Annotated in this window: 16 protein-coding genes and 4 tRNA genes; 9 read left to right on the top strand and 11 right to left on the bottom strand. The window is 67.8% G+C overall.

Going from position 1 to position 14,212, the window contains the following annotated elements:
* Positions 1–2: 2 nt before the first annotated feature.
* The gene (locus RQG77_RS13770) at positions 3–896 is read right to left on the bottom strand and encodes a sulfurtransferase (RefSeq protein ID WP_311245193.1); all 894 of its coding nucleotides are present in this window, start codon (positions 894–896) and stop codon (positions 3–5) included.
* Positions 897–1,043: 147 nt separating this feature from the next.
* On the opposite strand from RQG77_RS13770, the gene zapE reads away from it, so the two are divergent.
* The 3 genes from zapE (at position 1,044) to RQG77_RS13755 (ending at position 4,049) form a co-directional block, all read left to right on the top strand.
* Positions 1,044–2,093 (top strand): cell division protein ZapE, encoded by a 1,050-nt coding sequence (zapE, locus tag RQG77_RS13765; RefSeq protein ID WP_311245192.1) that lies wholly within the window; start codon positions 1,044–1,046, stop codon positions 2,091–2,093.
* A gap of 115 nt (positions 2,094–2,208) precedes the next feature.
* Positions 2,209–3,447, top strand: a complete 1,239-nt coding sequence (locus RQG77_RS13760; RefSeq protein WP_311245191.1) for an ammonium transporter — start codon at positions 2,209–2,211, stop codon at positions 3,445–3,447.
* A 20-nt stretch (positions 3,448–3,467) separates the two neighbouring features.
* On the top strand, positions 3,468–4,049 hold the full coding sequence (locus RQG77_RS13755) for a type II toxin-antitoxin system PemK/MazF family toxin (RefSeq protein ID WP_311245190.1): 582 nt from the start codon (positions 3,468–3,470) through the stop codon (positions 4,047–4,049).
* Here the strand turns inward: RQG77_RS13755 and RQG77_RS13750 are convergent.
* Complete coding sequence (locus RQG77_RS13750; protein WP_311245189.1) at positions 3,990–4,676, bottom strand: Pr6Pr family membrane protein; 687 nt, start codon at positions 4,674–4,676, stop codon at positions 3,990–3,992. The two genes, RQG77_RS13755 and RQG77_RS13750, sit on opposite strands and share 60 nt — an antisense overlap.
* A gap of 96 nt (positions 4,677–4,772) precedes the next feature.
* On the opposite strand from RQG77_RS13750, the gene RQG77_RS13745 reads away from it, so the two are divergent.
* Positions 4,773–5,153 (top strand): SPW repeat protein, encoded by a 381-nt coding sequence (locus RQG77_RS13745; RefSeq protein WP_311245188.1) that lies wholly within the window; start codon positions 4,773–4,775, stop codon positions 5,151–5,153.
* A 50-nt stretch (positions 5,154–5,203) separates the two neighbouring features.
* Here RQG77_RS13745 and RQG77_RS13740 read toward each other — a convergent pair whose 3' ends face one another.
* Positions 5,204–5,650: a GIY-YIG nuclease family protein gene (locus tag RQG77_RS13740; protein ID WP_311245187.1), complete on the bottom strand. Its 447-nt coding sequence runs from the start codon at positions 5,648–5,650 to the stop codon at positions 5,204–5,206.
* A gap of 116 nt (positions 5,651–5,766) precedes the next feature.
* Between RQG77_RS13740 and RQG77_RS13735 the strand changes: the two genes are divergently transcribed.
* Positions 5,767–6,267, top strand: coding sequence for an RNA polymerase sigma factor (locus RQG77_RS13735; RefSeq protein ID WP_311245186.1), 501 nt, complete (start codon positions 5,767–5,769; stop codon positions 6,265–6,267).
* Positions 6,268–6,400: 133 nt separating this feature from the next.
* The gene (locus tag RQG77_RS13730) at positions 6,401–6,784 is read left to right on the top strand and encodes a nuclear transport factor 2 family protein (protein WP_311245185.1); all 384 of its coding nucleotides are present in this window, start codon (positions 6,401–6,403) and stop codon (positions 6,782–6,784) included.
* A gap of 52 nt (positions 6,785–6,836) precedes the next feature.
* Here RQG77_RS13730 and RQG77_RS13725 read toward each other — a convergent pair whose 3' ends face one another.
* The 8 genes from RQG77_RS13725 to RQG77_RS13690 all read right to left on the bottom strand — a co-directional run bounded on the left by RQG77_RS13725 (position 6,837) and on the right by RQG77_RS13690 (position 13,752).
* Positions 6,837–7,646, bottom strand: coding sequence for an ABC transporter ATP-binding protein (locus RQG77_RS13725; RefSeq protein ID WP_311245184.1), 810 nt, complete (start codon positions 7,644–7,646; stop codon positions 6,837–6,839).
* Positions 7,643–8,710: an iron chelate uptake ABC transporter family permease subunit gene (locus RQG77_RS13720; protein WP_311245183.1), complete on the bottom strand. Its 1,068-nt coding sequence runs from the start codon at positions 8,708–8,710 to the stop codon at positions 7,643–7,645. Before RQG77_RS13720 ends, RQG77_RS13725 begins: the two co-directional genes overlap by 4 nt.
* The gene (locus tag RQG77_RS13715; RefSeq protein ID WP_311245182.1) at positions 8,707–9,735 is read right to left on the bottom strand and encodes an iron chelate uptake ABC transporter family permease subunit; all 1,029 of its coding nucleotides are present in this window, start codon (positions 9,733–9,735) and stop codon (positions 8,707–8,709) included. Before RQG77_RS13715 ends, RQG77_RS13720 begins: the two co-directional genes overlap by 4 nt.
* 10 nt (positions 9,736–9,745) lie before the next feature.
* Positions 9,746–10,636, bottom strand: coding sequence for a siderophore-interacting protein (locus tag RQG77_RS13710; RefSeq protein ID WP_311245181.1), 891 nt, complete (start codon positions 10,634–10,636; stop codon positions 9,746–9,748).
* Positions 10,633–11,598 carry an ABC transporter substrate-binding protein gene (locus RQG77_RS13705; RefSeq protein WP_311245180.1) on the bottom strand — a complete coding sequence of 322 codons (966 nt, stop codon included), beginning with the start codon at positions 11,596–11,598 and terminating at the stop codon, positions 10,633–10,635. Before RQG77_RS13705 ends, RQG77_RS13710 begins: the two co-directional genes overlap by 4 nt.
* 110 nt (positions 11,599–11,708) lie before the next feature.
* Positions 11,709–12,497 (bottom strand): AraC family transcriptional regulator, encoded by a 789-nt coding sequence (locus RQG77_RS13700; protein WP_311245179.1) that lies wholly within the window; start codon positions 12,495–12,497, stop codon positions 11,709–11,711.
* 68 nt (positions 12,498–12,565) lie between these two features.
* Positions 12,566–13,567, bottom strand: coding sequence for a SecDF P1 head subdomain-containing protein (locus RQG77_RS13695; protein ID WP_311245178.1), 1,002 nt, complete (start codon positions 13,565–13,567; stop codon positions 12,566–12,568).
* 112 nt (positions 13,568–13,679) lie between these two features.
* A tRNA-Val gene (locus tag RQG77_RS13690) sits at positions 13,680–13,752 on the bottom strand.
* Positions 13,753–13,904: 152 nt separating this feature from the next.
* Here RQG77_RS13690 and RQG77_RS13685 point away from each other — a divergent pair.
* From RQG77_RS13685 to RQG77_RS13675, 3 genes are all read left to right on the top strand, one after another.
* Positions 13,905–13,977: transfer RNA gene (locus tag RQG77_RS13685), tRNA-Gly, on the top strand.
* 53 nt (positions 13,978–14,030) lie between these two features.
* A tRNA-Cys gene (locus tag RQG77_RS13680) sits at positions 14,031–14,101 on the top strand.
* A gap of 25 nt (positions 14,102–14,126) precedes the next feature.
* Positions 14,127–14,198, top strand: a tRNA-Val gene (locus RQG77_RS13675).
* The last annotated feature ends 14 nt before the right edge of the window (positions 14,199–14,212 follow it).

The following is a 14,212-nucleotide window of genomic DNA, read 5'->3' as shown; positions in this document are numbered from 1 at the left end:
GGTCAGAGGGAACCGGGCTCCGCGCCGGTCACGATCGGGACGCGCACGGCGCTGCCCCACTCGGTCCACGATCCGTCGTAGTTGCGCACGTTCTCGAAGCCCAGCAGGTGCTTGAGCACGAACCAGGTGTGGCTGGAACGCTCGCCGATGCGGCAGTACGCGACGACGTCGTCTCCGTCGGCGAGTCCCGCACCGTCGCGATAGATGGCGTCGAGCTCGGCGCGCGAGCGGAACCCGCCGTCCTCTGCGACGGCCTTCGCCCACGGCACGCTCTGCGCGGTCGGGATGTGACCGGCGCGCAGTGTGCCCTCTTCGGGGTAGGCCGGTGCCGTGGTGCGCTCACCGCTGTACTCCTCGGGGGAGCGGACGTCGATCAGCGGGCTGCCGATGTGCGCGAGCACGTCCTCCTTGTAGGCGCGGATGACGGAGTCGTCGCGCTCGACGACCGGGTACTCGGTCGGCGTGATCGCCGGGGCATCCCGGGTGATCTCGCGGCCCTCGGAGATCCAGCGGTCACGGCCGCCGTCGAGCAGACGCACGTCCTCGTGGCCGAAGAGCGAGAAGACCCAGAGGGCATAGGCGGCCCACCAGTTGTTCTTGTCGCCGTAGATGACGACCGTGTCGTCGCGCGAGATGCCCTTGCTGCTCAGCAGCTTCGCGAAGCCTTCGCCGTCGACGTAGTCGCGCACCACCGGGTCATTGAGCTCGGTGTGCCAGTCGACCTTCACCGCACCGGCGATGTGACCCGTCTCGTACAGGAGCACGTCCTCGTCGGACTCCACCACGACCAGACCCGGGGTGCCGAGCCGCTCGGCGAGCCACTCGGTGGTGACGAGGCGGCCGGGCTCGGCGTACTCGGCGAACTTGGGCGAGGTGGTGTCGAACTCGATGGCCACAGGGATCTCCTCAGACGGTGAGCGGCGATGATGCAGGGCTTTGACGGCGTAATGTGGAGCCGATACTTCGACGATAGATCCACGCCGTGCGCCCTGCACCCGATTCGTAAGACTTCGACACAGGTGCGCCCCCGATACAGGACCGTGATGACCGACACGCCCAGCCGCACGGGCATCGTGCACCTGACCGATCGACAGCCGACCGTCACCGGTCCCGAGATGCTCGCGAGTCTCGTTCCGCCGCCGCAGTTCGACGGAGCGACTTTCGACAGCTATCGGGCGGACGAAACGTATCCCTCGCAGGAGGAGGCGAAGGAGACGCTCATCCGCTTCGCAGGTCGCGGCGCCCCAGTCAAGCGCGGTGGCTTCTTCAGCCGTGCGAAGAAGGAGCCCGAGGTCAAGCCGGGCGTCTATCTCGACGGCGGCTTCGGCGTCGGCAAGACGCACCTGCTCGCATCGATCTATCACGCGATGCCGGCGCGAAGGAAGTACTTCGGATCGTTCATCGAGTACACGGCTCTCGTGGGCGCACTCGGCTACAAGAACACCGTCGACCTTCTGAAAGGCGCGGATCTGCTCTGCATCGACGAGTTCGAACTCGACGATCCGGGCGACACGATGGTGATGACCCGTCTCATCGGCGAGCTCGTGCCGACCGGAACCAAGCTCGCCGCGACCTCGAACACGCCGCCCAACGCGCTCGGCGAGGGTCGCTTCGCGGCGCAGGACTTCCTGCGTGAGATCCATGCCATGTCCGACAGCTTCCAGACGATCCGCATCGACGGGGTCGACTTCCGGCAGCGCGCGCTCGACGGGCATGCCGTGGTCACCGAGGCCGGTGAGTACGAGACGGCCATCGAGACGGGCGCTGCCGCGGGAACGGCATCCGACGACTCCTTCGCCGACGTCATCCGCCACCTCGCGCGCGTTCACCCCTCTCGGTACCTGCGTGTGATCGCAGGCCTCGATCTCGTCGGCCTCCGGGACGTGCACGTCCTGACCGATCAGTCGGAGGCGCTGCGGTTCGTCGCCTTCGTCGACCGCGTCTACGACGCGCAGATCCCGATCGTCGCCACCGGTGTGAGCCTCGATCAGGTGTTCGCCGAGGAGATGCTCGGCGGGGGATACCGCAAGAAGTACCTGCGCGCTATCTCCAGACTCAATGCACTTACACACGCGGATCGCAGTGTCGCGTAACGCGATGTTCACACACAGAGCCGCTCTGTAACGTCAGCGCAACAAACCTCACGCATTCCGGAAATCGGGCCTCGTCACACTGAAGCTCTCAGTTTCCCGAATGTGAGGTTTGACTATGGATGCTCCAGGCAACATCTCCTGGGCGATCACCGCGACCGCCCTCGTACTGCTCATGACGCCCGGCGTCGCCTTCTTCTACGGCGGCCTCGTCAAGGCCAAGAGCGTCGTCAGCATGATGATGATGAGCTTCGGCTCGATCGGTCTCGTCGCAGTGCTCTGGATCCTCTTCGGATTCTCGATGAGCGCCGTCGACAGCCCTACCGCCTTCGCAGGCAACCCCTTCGCCGACTTCGGCCTCTCGAGTCTCGCGGCCGGTGAGGACTCGAACGTCGCGCTCCTCGGTGTCGCCTACGGCGCCACCTTCGCGATCATCACGGTAGCCCTGATCTCGGGTGCGATCGCCGACCGCGCCAAGTTCGGCAGCTGGCTGATCTTCGCCGGCGTGTTCGCGACCGTCGGATACTTCCCGGTCGCCGCATGGGTCTGGGGCGGCGGTTGGATCATGAACCTCGGCACCACGCTCTTCGGCGAGGACAGCGGAATCGGCGTGATCGACTACGCCGGTGGAACCGCGGTGCACATCAACGCGGGTGCTGCGGCTCTCGCTCTCGCGCTCGTCCTCGGCAAGCGCATCGGCTTCCAGAAGGGCATCCTCAAGCCGCACAACGTGCCGCTGACGCTCCTCGGCGCAGCGCTCCTGTGGTTCGGCTGGTTCGGCTTCAACGCCGGTGCGGAATGGCTCGCGGAGGACATGGGCGGCGTCGGACTCATCGGCCTGAACACCCTCGGCGCCACGGCGGCCGCGATCCTCGGCTGGATCCTGATCGAGCGCATCAAGGACGGTAAGGCCACCTCGGTCGGTGCGGCATCCGGTGCGGTCGCCGGTCTCGTCGCCATCACCCCGGCGTGTGCCAACCTCACGCCCGGCTGGTCGCTGCTGCTCGGTGCCGTCGCCGGTATCGTCTGCGCACTCGCCGTCGAGATGAAGTTCCGTCTCGGCTTCGACGACTCGCTCGACGTCGTCGGCATCCACCTCGTCGGTGGTCTCATCGGAACCCTCTACCTCGGCTTCTTCGCGACCGACACCGGACTGTTCGTCGGTGGCGACGCCCGCCAGCTCGCCGTCCAGGCGATCGCCGCACTCGGCGTGCTGATCTACTCCTTCGTGGTGGCCTTCATCATCGGCTTCGCGATCGAGAAGACGATCGGCTTCCGCATCACGAGCGAAGACGAGATCGCCGGTGTCGACCAGGTCGTCCACGGCGAGGAGGGCTACGCGCTGGCCGACGCCTGAACTGCGGTTAGGGTGACCGTGTGAGCAACAGCAACGGCATCCTGGCACGACTCGCGGAGATCCTCTTCACAGCACTGGGATCTGACCGGGCGTCTCGGACGAAAACTCGTCCGAGACGCCCGGTCTCGCGTCTGCGCACCTCCGACGAGGTCCGTGAGTCGGCGCCGCGCACCGAGCAGGGCCAGGGTCGAGGGGGCGAGACCGTGCGCATCGACCCCGATCGCATCGACGACCTCCGCATCGGGTACGCCCCCGACCGGGACGGCGCGCCCGATGCGGGCGAGATCATCTGGACCTGGGTCCCCTACGAAGAGAACGACGGTCGGGGCAAAGACAGGCCGGTGCTGGTGATCGGGCGGGAATCCGCAGACCGCGTCTACGCGGTGCGGATGACGAGCAAGGCGCACGACGGCGACCGCGACTACCTGTCGATCGGCTCGGGCGACTGGGACTCGCAGGGGCGGGAATCGTGGGTCGACATCGAGCAGCTCTACAGCGTGCACGAGACCGGACTCCGCCGCGAGGCCGCGGTGCTCGAGCGGTCACGCTACGGTCGGGTCGCCTCCGCGCTCGCGCGCCGATACGGGTGGGCGAACGCCTGACGACCGGGACCGTCCCGGGGACCGGATCCGGCTGAGTGCCCACACGAGCGCGCCCGACGCGAGCAGAGCAAGGAGCAGACCCGCAACGTGGGTCGCAAGCGATGCCGCGCCTCGCTCGGGGAGCAGGAATCCGTAAGGGACCCATCCGTCGGTGGCCCCGCGCAAGAGGACGACTCCGAGCCAGACCGTCGGATAGGGGAGCACCACCCAGAGGCGGCGCCAGGGCAACGGGGAACGGTCGTCGACGAAGATCCAGTCGAGTACGAGAAGGATCGGGAGGATCGTGTGCAGGGTCGCGCTCACCCAGGGCGGCGCGCTCCCCGTGCCGGGGACGAGGACGTTGTAGACGATCCCCACGATGATCATGCAGGCGACCGCTACAGCGCGCGCCGACATGAGAGGTGACGGCACCGCTTTCCCGCGCAGCGAGATCAGGCCCGTCACGATGAGGATGCCGGCGGTCAACAGGCTCGTCAGGTTGGTGAAGTAGCCGAAGTAGTCGATGAGGCTCGCACCCTGACGGGGTATCCCGATCACGTAGGTGTAGAGCAGGATGCCCGTCACAGACACTCCGACGGTGATCCTCAGAGCGGAGACCGCACGCGGAGGCGGAGGTGTCGACGTCATCCGCCCAGCGTACGAGGGGGCGGTGGCCAATCCGTTTCGCCGGGGGCTGCGAACCATCTGTGAGTCGCAGCACGCGACGACACCACAGGAGGAATCATGCGTTTCATCCCCACCAAGGTCCATGGAATTCTCGACTACATCGTCGGAGTGGCGCTGATCGCTGCTCCGTGGCTGTTCGGCTTCGCGAGCATGGGCGGCCCTGCCGTGATCATCCCGATCGTGCTCGGTGTCGGACTCATCGTCTACAGCCTCTTCACGAAGTACGAATGGGGCCCCTTCGGCGTCATCCCGATGCCCGTCCACCTCGTCTTCGACATCGTCGCGAGCCTGTTCCTGGCGCTGTCGCCCTGGATCTTCGGCTTCTCGACCGAGGCGCCGAACGTCTGGGTGCCGCATGTCGTCGTCGGCGTCGCAGTGATCGTCGTGGTTCTGTTCTCGCAGCCGCAGCCCGCGAAGGTCAAGGCCGCACGCGCCTGACCCCGCTGAACTCTGAAGCCCCGCACGGAACGTCGGCCCCGTGCGGGGCTTCAGTTCTGCAATGACAGGCTCACCCAGCGCGCGTAGAGCTGCCAGGGGTCGCCCGCGGTGCGAAGGCCGGCGATATGGGACTCGAGCTGCGGGGTGAGCGTGAACCACTCGCCGCCCTCGCGGATGTCGGCGAACTCCCGATGCCGCGCCTGCTCCACCGCACGTCCTCCCTGCTCGAACGCCAGCAGCTCTTCATGACGGATGCTCGCGAGTCGCTGACGGGGGCGTCTGCTCGTGCCGATCTTCACCCGGCGGTCGTAGCGGATGTAGTACACGACCTCGATCACCGGGCGTGGGAGGTCGGGGTCGGGAGAGTCGCCGTAGCGCCACCCGCACCACGCGCACATCAGAGCCGCCGCCACTCGCACCGCGTCGCGGTGACCGCAGAGTGCGCAGGGGCTCGGCAACCGGGTCGTCTTCACCGTCGGCACGCTACCGGCGGCCACGGACGTCAGACTTCTGCGCGGTGCCGCTCAGCCCGCGGGGCGCACGGTTCCACCGGTTGATATGTCGGTGCTCGGCTAGCATGAGGCCGACTACCCGAACGCACGAGGGGATCCGCGTGAACGCCGAAGCCATCGCCGTCGCGTCCGCGCGTCTCGACACCATGCTGCGCACGGAGCCCGACCGGCTCCGCAGGCGCAGCGTCTCGCTCGGTGTGCCGCCGGCGGATGCCGAGGATGCGGCGCAGAATGCGGCGCTCCGTGCGTGGCGTTCACTCTCCGCCCTCCGTTCGGCCGATGCCGGGTCGATGTGCGCATGGCTGGACACGATCGTGCGCACGACAGCCATCGACATGAACCGTGCGCGCAAGGACGATCTCGGCGAGGTCCTGTGCGAGCTCCTCGCGTCGCCGCAGGACGTCGAGGCCGAGGCGGAGCTGCGGGATCGCCTCGAGGCCGCCTTCCGAGCGATCGACGCTCTCCCGCACGATCTCCGTCGACCTCTCCTCATGAGCGTCGTCGACGGTCTCACGGCGCAGGAGATCGCAGAGCGACTCTCGATCTCGTCGGCCACGGCGCGTCAGCGTGTGTCCCGCGCACGCCGGGCTCTGCGGGCCTGATCCACGGCTCTGCCCATCCACGGCAGTGTCCCATCCAAGGCTGCTCATCCGCGGTTCTGTCACATCCGTCGCTCCTGAACGTCTTTCTCGATGGGCCGCTTTCCGCGGCCCGCACACGACGAAGGAGCACATCATGCCCACGACCCCGGTCACCTCGCTCGACCAGCTCAACCTCGCGTTCGCCGAACGCTTCAACGCCCGCGACGTCGAGGGCCTACTGGCCCTGAACCTGCCGAACGCGGTGTTCGCCCCGGCGCCGGGTCACCCCGTCGAGGGGGAGGAGGCGATCCGCGGCGCACTCGAGCAGTTCCTCGCGCTCGGGCTGCCCATCACGATGAGCGTCCGGCACGTGTTCGAGGCGGGTTCCGTCGGACTCGCGATCGCCGATTGGACGCTCGAGGGCACAGGCCCCGACGGCTCCGAGGTCAAGCTCGGCGGCAGCACGGCCGACGTCGCCGTGCACGACGACGAGCACGGCTGGCGCTACGCGATCGACAACCCCTTCGGCACCGCCTGAGGCACGCTCCTGGGCGGCGCTTGCGCGTACCGGGCGCCGCCCACGACCGGCTTCAGCGCGGAACGACGAGCGGGGTGCCCGTGTGCGGGTCGGGGATGATCGAGCATTCCAGCCCGAACACCTCCTGGACGCGCTCGGACGTCACGATCGACGCGGGGTCGCCTGCGGCGACGACCCGACCGTCGCGCATCATGATCATGTGATCCGCGAACCGCGCCGCCTGGTTCAGGTCATGCAGCACGGCGACGATCGTGCGCCCCTGCTGATGCAGGCCGTGGAAGAGCCTCAGCAGGTCGTACTGGTGCGCGATGTCGAGGAAGGTCGTCGGCTCGTCGAGCAGCATGGTCGGCGATTCCTGCGCGAGCAGCATCGCGACCCACACCCGCTGACGCTGTCCTCCGGAGAGCTCGTCCACGAGCCGGCCGGCGAGCTCTGTCGTTCCGGTCGCGGCGAGGGCCGCGGCGACCGCCGTCTGATCATCGTGAGACCACTGCCGAAGGATCGTCTGGTGCGGATGGCGCCCGCGCGCGACGAGATCGGAGACTCGGATGCCGTCGGGGGCGATCGACGTCTGCGGAAGCAGGCCGAGGCGTCGCGCGATCTCCTTGGTGGGGAGCTCGGTGATCGCCCGACCGTCCAGCAGCACCTGCCCGCTCCTGGGCTTCAGGAGTCGGGCGAAGGCTCGCAGCAGCGTCGACTTCCCGCAGGCATTCGGCCCGACGATGACGGTGAAGGCGCCTGCGGGAATGTCGACGCCGAGATGCTCGGACACGACCCGCCCGTCGTAGCCGATGGTGAGGTCTTCCGCGCGCAGCCGCACGGTGTCGGTGTCGGTGTCGGTGTCGGTGTCGATGACGGTCATCGCTTTCTCGCTTCCTGAATGAGCAGCCACACCAGATAGACGCCGCCGAGGCAGACCGTGACGATTCCGACGGGAATCTGGGTGGGCGCGAACAGCCGTTGTGCCAGCACGTCGCTGGATACCAGCAGCAGGGCACCGACTGCGGCGGACGCCGTCAGGGTCACGCTCGCGGATCCGGTGAGACGGCGGGCGATCTGCGGGGCGGCGAGCGAGATGAACGCGATCGGACCCGCCATCGCCGTCACGGCTGCGGTGAGGCAGACGCCGAGGATGATGAGGGTCAGCCGTGTCCCGCCGGTGCGGACGCCGAGCGCCGAGGCCGTGTCGTCCCCGAGCTCGAGCAGATGCATCCGATCGGCGAGCGTGGCCACGGCGATGCCGATCGGGACGATGACGCACGCGGCGATGGCGACCTGTTCGGCGGTGATGACGTTGAGCGACCCCGCACCCCATGCGCTGGCCAGCATCGCGATCCGCAGGTCGGCGTTGAGGATGATCCACGTGTTCACCGACGCCAGCATCGAGGCGACGCCGATGCCGACGATGATGAGGCGGAAGCCCGTGAATCCGCGACGGAACGCGAGCAGGTAGACGAGCAGAGCCGTCGCCGCGCCGCCCGCCAATGCGGCTGCGGCCGTCGTGGCGACGCTGATGCCCATGGTGGTGATCACGATGAGCGCACCGGTGTAGGCGCCGGCATCGAAGCCGATGACGTCGGGGCTGCCCAGCGGATTGCGGGTCAATGACTGGAAGATCGCACCGCCGATGCCGAGCGCGATGCCGAACACCAGGGCCGCGAGGACACGGGGGAGTCGCCACTCGATGATCACGAGTTCCCCGCGCGGCTCACCGAAGCCGAGGAGCGTCATGAGCACCTCTCCCGGAGAGAACGGGGCGTCGCCGAGAGTCAGGGCGAAGACGCCGACGGCGACGGCGGCGAGCAGCGCAGCCACGGTCACGACGGTGGCGCGGACCCCGATGCGACGCGAGAAGACATCGGTCCGGGGTGCGAAGACCCGGCGACCGGCATCGACCTCGGTCGACGGAGGGAGCAGAGCAGTCACAGTCCGCTCACCTTCTTCCTGCGGACGAGGGCGATGAGCACGGGGGCGCCGATCAGCGCGGTGACGACGGAGACGGGGAGCTCTCCGGTGCGAAGGACCAGGCGGCCCACGACGTCTGCGGTCAGCAGGAGCAGGGGAGCGGCGAAGACGGTACCCAGGAGGATCCATCCCTGATGCGGCCCGACGAACCAGCGGACGGCGTGCGGCACCATCAGGCCGACGAAGGCGATGGGCCCGGCCGCGGCGGTGGCGGCTCCGCAGAGCAGCGTGACCGCGAGGATCGACAGCACCCGCGTGAGCACGACGCGCGAGCCGAGAGCGGTCGCCAGGTCGTCGCCCAGCGCCAGGGCGTTGAGCGAGGGCGCGAGGCAGAAGGCGAGCGCGAGTCCGATCAGGAGGAAGGGGAGCACCGTGTAGACATCCGGGGTGAGCGCCGACAGTGATCCTGCGTTCCACGAGCGGATCGAGTCGAAGGCTTTCGGATTCAACAGCCCGATCGCCGCGACCACGCCTCCCATGACGGCGCCGAGCGCGACGCCGGAGAGCGTCATGCGCATCGGGTCGGGGGCGGTGCGGCCCGCCGAGCCGATGAGGTACACGAGCACCGTCGCGACGATCGCTCCGGCGAAGGCGAACCAGATGTAGCCGCTGGCGGCGGTGAGTCCGAAGAACGCCACACCGATCGTGACCCCGAGGCTCGCGCCCGCGTTGACTCCGAGGATCCCGGGGTCTGCGAGCGGATTGCGGGTGAAGCCCTGGATGAGCGCTCCGGCGATACCGAGAGCCGCGCCGACCGCCAGACCGATCAGGGTGCGGGGGACGCGCATGCCCTGGACGATCGCGCCGGGGTCGCCTGCGCCGGTCGTCAGTCCGCTCCAGACCTCGTCGACACTGATGCGCTGGGAGCCGAGGAAGATGCTGGCGACAGAGGCGATCGCCAGTGCGAGGGCGAGGACGAGGACGACCAGGCCCCGGCGCGTGGCCGTGACCTCGGTCGCCCGATCCTCGGAGAGAACGGCGGTCATGAGTCGGCGATCACAGACCCAGCTTCTCGAGCTCGGCCTCGTAGGCTTCCTCGATGTCCTCTGCGGGGCGGGTGTCGTCGTCCCACATCGCCATCAGTCGCGAGTGAGTGGATTCGTCGAGGGACTCGTACCGCTCACGCCACGCTTCGGCGTTCTCGGTCCAGTAGCCGATCACCTTGTACGCGGTCGCGGGGAGCTTGAGCTCGTGCCGCAGGTGCTTGCGCACGCCACGGGTCGCCTTGGTCTCTCCGGCGACCCAGACGTATCCGGGGCCGCGGGGAAGCTCGGAGGCTCGGAGGATCTCCTCGATGCGGGTGGGGGCATGGCCGTTCCCACCGTGCACCCAGTGCAGCTCGACGCCCTCCGCCGGGGTGAGGTCGAGTTCGTCCTCGGGGGTGGCGACCTCGAGCACCACGCGGGTGCGGATGCCCGACGGGGCGTTCTCCGCCAGGCGCGCGGCAGCGGGGAGCCCGGTCGCGTCGGCGATCAACAGCTGCCACTCGATGTCTGCGGGCGGGTCGTACAGCCCCTTCGGGGTGTTGACGCCGACCACGTCGCCCTGCTTCGCGTGGCGCGCCCAGGCCGCGGCGACACCACCGTCGTGCACGACGAAGTCGATCGTGAGCTCGCCGGTCGCGGCATCCCAGTCCCGCACCGTGTAGGTGCGCATCGGTGCCGGGTCGACGCCATCGGGGAAGTCCCAGTAGCCGTCATCCGTGGGGAAGGGGAGGTTCGGCTCGTGCTGCCCCTCGGTGGGGAAGAACACGCGGAAGTACTCGTCGCCGACCTCGGTGGAGACGAATCCGTCGAGTCCTGCTCCGCCGAACACGATGCGGACCATGCCGGGGCTCAGACGCTCGACGCGCTGGACGACGATGCGGTGGATCAGGTTGACGGTCATCCGAGCAGCGCCTTCTCGACCACGGTGAGGAAAGCGTCCATGCCGCTGGGCGAGCCGTAGATCATCTCGTAGTTGTACGGGAAGTAGGCACGGTCGTTGACGAACGACAGGTTCTGCCAGAGCTGGTTCTGCTGCAGCGCGGCGTCGTCCTCGATCCACACCGTGCCGTCCTCGTCGGCTCCGGTGAAGACGACATCGATGCCCTCGAGCTGGCCCACCTGCTCGGGGCTGAGCTCGGTGTAGTCCTCGCTCGCGGGAAGCCCCTCGTCGGTCGCGTTCATGAGTTCGTGCATCTCGAGGCCGAGGTCTGCGAACACCAGGCACGGCACGCCGTAGCAGGAGGTTGTGACCTGACCCTCGAAGTAGCCGACGTCGGCGACGACGGGGTGGATGTCCGCGGCGTCGAGGCGCGCCTTGATGTCGGCGACGCGCTCCTCGTACTGGTCGACCCAGGCCTGCCACTGGTCTTCGCGTCCGAGATCGGATGCCGCCTGCGCGACCACATCGCGCCAGTCCCCGCCGTCGAAGGCGTTGTAGGTGTACGTCGGTGCGATCTTCTGCAGCTTGCCGTCGAGGTCTTCCTCGTAGCCCAGCCCGTTGAGGATGAAGTCCGGGTCGGCCTCGAGCACAGCCTCGAGGTTGAATTCGGGGAAGTTGCCGAAGGTCTCGAGTCCTTCGAGCTCCTCTTGGGGGAAGAACTCGGGGAATGCGGTGAAGTCGTCGCGGATCGGCTGAGTCCCGGCGAGATCGAAGCCGAGGGTGATGAGGATGTCGAGATCGGTCGTGTAGAAGCCGAGAGCGGACTGCGGCTCGGCGGGGATCTCGATGTCGACGCCGGCGGGAGTGGTGAGTTCGACAATCTCAGCGTCGCCGGAGGAGCCGGCTGCGGTGGAGCCGGCGCACGAGGTGAGCAGGAGGCCGGTCGCGGCGAGCGCGATGAGCGAGAGGGACGTGGAGCGCATGGATCGTCTTCCAGGAGAGAGTTCGGGAGGGCGCCAAGCAGGTTAGCTAAGGCTTGGCTTACCTAGTATGAACCGGCTCCGTGTCGCACAGGTGCCAGCCGGTGTCGCGCTCAGGCCGACTTCTTGGTCGCTTCGCTACGCACTGAGGCGAACTCCCCGGGGGTGCGACCGAGCTCGCGCCGGAACGCCTGCACGAACGCACTCGGCGTCGCGTATCCGGAGCGGCGGCTGACGTATGCGACGGTGTGGTCTGCGGCCAACCACTCGATGGCGCGGCGCATGCGTGCGCGAGTGCGCCAGGTGGAGAAGCTGAGTCCCGTCTCGGCGACGAAGAGTCGCGAGAGGTTGCGGGCGCTGGCGCCGACGTGGCGGCCCCAGTCTTCGATGGATCGATCATCGGCGGGGTCCGAGAGCAGCGCTTCCGCGACGAGGCGCGTCCTCATGTCGAGGGGGAGAGGGAGGTCGATCGTCGACACCTCGACCGGCTCGAGCAGGCTCAGGGCCAGCTCCTCGGCGTGCACGCGCGGGGCGGCTGAGAGATACGGGGGTGCTTCTAGTCTGTCGAGCACCGCACGGACCACCTCGGGAATCGCCACGGCCGTCGTGCGGGTGGCTATCGGGTGGATGTCGGCATCGACGAATGTGCAGCGGAACGCGGTGCCCGCCGCCGCCACCACCCGGTGCGTGACGCCAGCGGGGATCCAGAGCCCGAGAGACCCGGGAATGGCGAAATAGCCGTCGTCCGTCTCGGCGGTCAATGCCCCCCGTGTGCCCCAGAGGAGTTCGTGCTGATCGTCGTGGGAGTGCGCATCCCACTCGACGTGATCCGCGAGTTCGAAGGCGTGGGTGCCGATGCGCCAGACGACGGACTCGTCGGAGTGCTGTCCGATCAGCGACATCGTCTCCCCGCCTGTCGTCTCGCGGTCATGGTTAGGTCACCCTAAGCTAGCACGACGGGTGGGCCCGCTCAGCGCGCGGTGAACGACACCCCGGCGCTGAGCAGCTGCAGTCGGGCAGCGAGGAGATCGGCATCGAGAGTCGCGCCGGAGATCTGGAACTCGCCGGCGAGCTCACTGGAGACCAGGGGAGCGCTGATGACGCCGATGAAGTCGACGATCGCGATCTGATTGCCCGGCGCGGCCGCTGTGGACGCTTCCCTGGTCCACGCTGCGAAATCCTCGGCGGCGGGTTCGGACAGGGCCACGGCAACGATGTCGCCGCTCACCTCGACCTCGGCGATGGCGTTTCCGACGAGGCGCGCGGAGGAGGGGAGGAGCAGCTGGGTCAGCATCGCTTCGTCGCAGGCGAGGACGTGCCCCTCGACGGCGATAGGACCGAACCGCAGTGCGTCGCACGGGGGAGACGCCGAGCCGTCGCCGAGGTCTGCGCCCCCGGTCGGCGGATGCACGGCGTCGACCGCGTAGAAGCCCTGGGCTGCGGGTGCCGAGATGGCGCGAGCGAAAGCGTCGACGTCGGTGCCGGTGACATCCGCGCCGAAGGTCACGGCGAGATCGCCGGCATCCGTCTCGGCGATGTCGGACACCTCGATGCCGGCGCTCTCGCCGTAGAAGGCGAGTGCGGTGCGGGCGGCGGCGAGAGTCGCCGAGTCCAGGTCGCGCTCCGCCGTGACCTGGATGACGAGCTCGTCGCCGGATTCTGATCCTGACGGCGGCGTCGACTCGGACGGCGCAGGGGTGTCGGGTGTCGTGGACTCGGTCTCGCCCGAGAGCACGCCTCCAAAACTGAGCAGGAGCACGATCGCGACCGTCCAGACGATGCTGAGGATCGCGCCGATGGCGACGGCGGTGGTCGCCACCACCGTGGGCGAGCCGGATGTCTTCGACTTCACCCGTGCGACGAGCCCGAGAACGAAGCCCACGAGCGGCAGGATGAACGCGAGGGCGAGTGCCACGATCGACAGCGTGCTGGATCGCGTGTCCCTGGCGGAGACGTGCGGGGAGTCGGTCATGGGCTCTCTTTCTTCGCGGGGAAGGCGGACGGCGGCCACATGCGGACCCGTGGGGCGGCTCGTGCGTACGAGAAAGCCCCGCACAACTCTAGTTGTGCGGGGCTTGTGTCTGTGGGCGATACCGGACTCGAACCGATGACCTCTTCCGTGTGAAGGAAGCGCGCTACCAACTGCGCCAATCGCCCATACCCGTGGGGTACGTCAACCGATACTACCGGACGGTCGGAGGCGCTGCTGACCACCCTGAGAGACACGCGCGAGATTCGCTTCCGGTTTGGACAGTCGGGAATCATCGGCTAATGTTTCATAAGTGCCCGGGACAACAACCGGGAACAACGCGGATGTAGCGCAGTTGGTAGCGCACAACCTTGCCAAGGTTGGGGTCGCGAGTTCGAGTCTCGTCATCCGCTCAAGTGCTGGGGCCTTCTTCGGAAGGCCTTCGGCACGTGGGGTCAATCCACACGGTGGCGTGGCCGAGCGGCTAGGCACCGGCCTGCAAAGCCGTTTACACGGGTTCGAATCCCGTCGCCACCTCTCATAAACTGAATAGCCCACTTGGGCGCGATTGGCGCAGCGGTAGCGCGCTTCCCTGACACGGAAGAGGTCACTGGTTCGATCCCAGTATCGCGCACAGAAAAAAACCCC

Origin of the sequence: Microbacterium sp. WCS2018Hpa-23 (assembly GCF_031843845.1) — a bacterium.
In the GTDB taxonomy this organism is placed as follows: Bacteria; Actinomycetota; Actinomycetes; order Actinomycetales; family Microbacteriaceae; genus Microbacterium.
This window is presented reverse-complemented; position numbering and strand designations above follow the sequence as displayed.